The 2,620-nt window shown below is 67.1% G+C and carries 2 protein-coding genes; both read right to left on the reverse strand.

Annotated elements, in window-relative coordinates; all coding sequences use genetic code 11:
- Positions 1–173: 173 nt before the first annotated feature.
- A complete protein-coding gene (locus OXU42_18660) occupies positions 174–1,919 on the reverse strand; it encodes a putative DNA binding domain-containing protein (GenBank protein ID MDE0031407.1) in 1,746 nt (581 codons plus the stop codon).
- A gap of 232 nt (positions 1,920–2,151) precedes the next feature.
- Positions 2,152–2,620, reverse strand: a 469-nt coding sequence (locus OXU42_18665) for a hypothetical protein (GenBank protein MDE0031408.1), incomplete at its 5' end; no start/stop codon positions are given.

Genomic DNA, 2,620 nt, shown 5'->3' on the forward strand with positions numbered 1-2,620 from the left:
AGCTCCCACGCTACCACCCGGCGAACAGCGCCCCACAAACCCAAACCCCCCCCAGCAAACCCGCAACCAGAAGGACCCCGCGACACGCCGCAGCAGTCGGCGAGTTCCTTGGCGTAGAGGCCTGATTCACCCTGGGTCCACCATGCTGCTGTCGAGGCCGGCGGCGGAGAGTCTTATTGCTGCCCGGCCGACGGGATGTAGTGAAATCCCCGGCCTCTTCTCTTCGCGCGAGCCGGCATGAGTTCGCCGTCGTGTGCGAGCGCTGCGAGTCTTTGGTTGGCATAGCCCGGCGTGATGTCGGCGAGGTCGGCAGCTTCGGTGGACGAGACTCGGCCCCGCTCAATGGCCCATGACACGAACATTGCATCGCGCCCGGCGGGGGTGCTGAGCCGTGCCAGTCGATGCGCGAGTCGTTGGCGGGCAGCGTCGGAGAGACGGCAGGCGACTGTCTGATCCGCCGGCACGCCCTTGACCTCGACGATGACCGGCTGGTCATCGACACGCACGTCGAGCAGCCCGGCGATCGCTTGGGCAGCCTCGTCGGTGTGACGCTGAAGGAGGGGCGCAGCGCTCGCTGCGTCGGTCCAGCCTTGGCTGCTGAGCTGCTCCAAGAGCAGGAGCGTGTCGACGTTGGCAGCAGTCGGGGGCTCCAGCGCCGACACGAAGGCGACCACTGCCGCATCAGGTGCTCCGCCGGACAGCGTGACTCGAACACAGGGACCGTCGACCTGCGAGAGCACCGGAGCAGGCCTGCCGACGCCCAGCATCTCGGTCACCATCCGATCGATGCCGACCCCTTGACGCTCGGCGAGACCGAGCGCAGCGAGAGCCTGTGCGAGGCGGCGATAGCGGGGCACAGCCGGGTGGGTGATCGCGTTGTCCGGCGAGACCCCGCCGATGAAGCCGCCCGGGGACACGACCGCCAGGGTGTCACCGACATGCTCGACCACCGTCGGTTGCGGCACCAGCCAGTCACGGTGCGTCACGCCGTTGACGACCGCTTCGCGGAACGCGCGTTCGGGTATCGCCCGGATCTGTCGATGCACAAACCCTTGGTCTATGTGGATAGTCCGGTTCGCGGCTCGGCCGGCGCGTTCGACTTCCCAGACCTGCTCCACCAGCGGCCCAGTCCCTTCGATCCGCTCGAGGCTGTCCCCGCCGGGCCTGTCCCGCCGCATGTAGTCGATGCCCACGAAGGGGGTCTCCACGAACAGCAACGACCCGGCGTTGGTGAGCCGCCCGTCGGCATCGAGCAGTTCCAGGCGTGTCAACAGGTCACGATCGCGTGCATCGGCGAGTTCCCGGCCTGCCGGCGTGCCGCGGTCGCGCAGATAGCGACGGGCGATGTCGACAGCAGCGGGGCGTGCGTCGGCGAGCGTGTGCTGAGACGGCTCCGCTGACCAGTCGTAGCCGAGCCGCTGGAGCGACTGCGCCCTCCACGTCACCGGGTCGACTTCGACGCAGTTGGCGCCGACACGCCAACGCAGCCTGCTGCCGTGTCGGACGGGTTCAAGCGCCTCGGGAACCGTGAGCACGAGCAGTCGCCGCGTGTTGATCGTCTCAGGCCGGATGGCGACCGTCAGCAGTCGCTGTGTGAGTTCCCAGATGCGGTGCCGCAGCCATCCCGTGTCGAGTTCCGTGCCGATGACCTCGCCGTCGTCAGCAACGCCCAAGACGATTGCCCCGCCACCGGGCGTGTTCGCCATGCAGGCCATCTCGCCTGCCAAGTACGCAGCCGCTTCTTCGTTGCGCATGCTGCCCAGAACCACCGACCCTCGTGTGTCTCTGCGGCCGGGCTCCTCTTTGAGATCAAGGTGGGCATGCTCGATGTCCGCAGGCGGAACGCCTGCCGCGATGCGATCGAGCGCTGTCGCGACATGCCGTTCGATGGGATCTCCTCCCAGATGGCCGAGTGTCATGCGTGCGCCTCCGCCTGGGCCTCAGGCCCGCGGAGCGGCGATCATGTGTGTTGGTTTGCGGAGCGAGTTGCCCATAAATCAACACACAAGCTAGCAAATCGAGCCGTGTGCGTTGTTTTATGGGCGGCTTTCGCCGTAAACCAACACACATATGTGGAGTTTGGGCCAGGTGTGCTGATTTGCGGGACCGTTCCCCGTTCGCGCCCGCCGGTTCCGCCGGTGCTGGCTGGGTCTAGTTGCCGTTGCATTCGTCTAGGCGTTGGAGTTCGATGCGGATGGGTGTCCATCCTTTCCAGTGTGCTTCTTGGGCGCGTGCTTGTGCGGCGGTGAGTGCGGTGGCATTGTTCCAGGGTGCTGCTGGGGTGTGCCCGAACGCGGCGAGGACGCGTGCCCAGTTGCCTTGGTAGCCGCCGCGGTTGCGGTTGGCGTTGTGGTAGTTCTGCACGGTTTTGAGGATGCCGGGGCGGACTGCGCAGGCCGGTTCTTCGGGCCGCTGGACGGGCGGCTCGGTGACGGTGCCGGACCGCGCGGGGGGCCGGCAGTCGACGCCGGGGACTCCGGTAATGTGCTCGGGTGTGTCGCGGTCGAGGTTGCCACCGCATCTGGACGCGTAGTTGGTGGGCGGCGTTTCGGTGCTGGTGTCGTACACGACGGGTTCGGGGTCGGGCGCGGGCACTGTCTGGTATTGCGATGCGCCTGTC

This window comes from Deltaproteobacteria bacterium (assembly GCA_028818775.1).
GTDB lineage: Bacteria > Desulfobacterota > Binatia > UBA9968 > JAJDTQ01 > JAJDTQ01.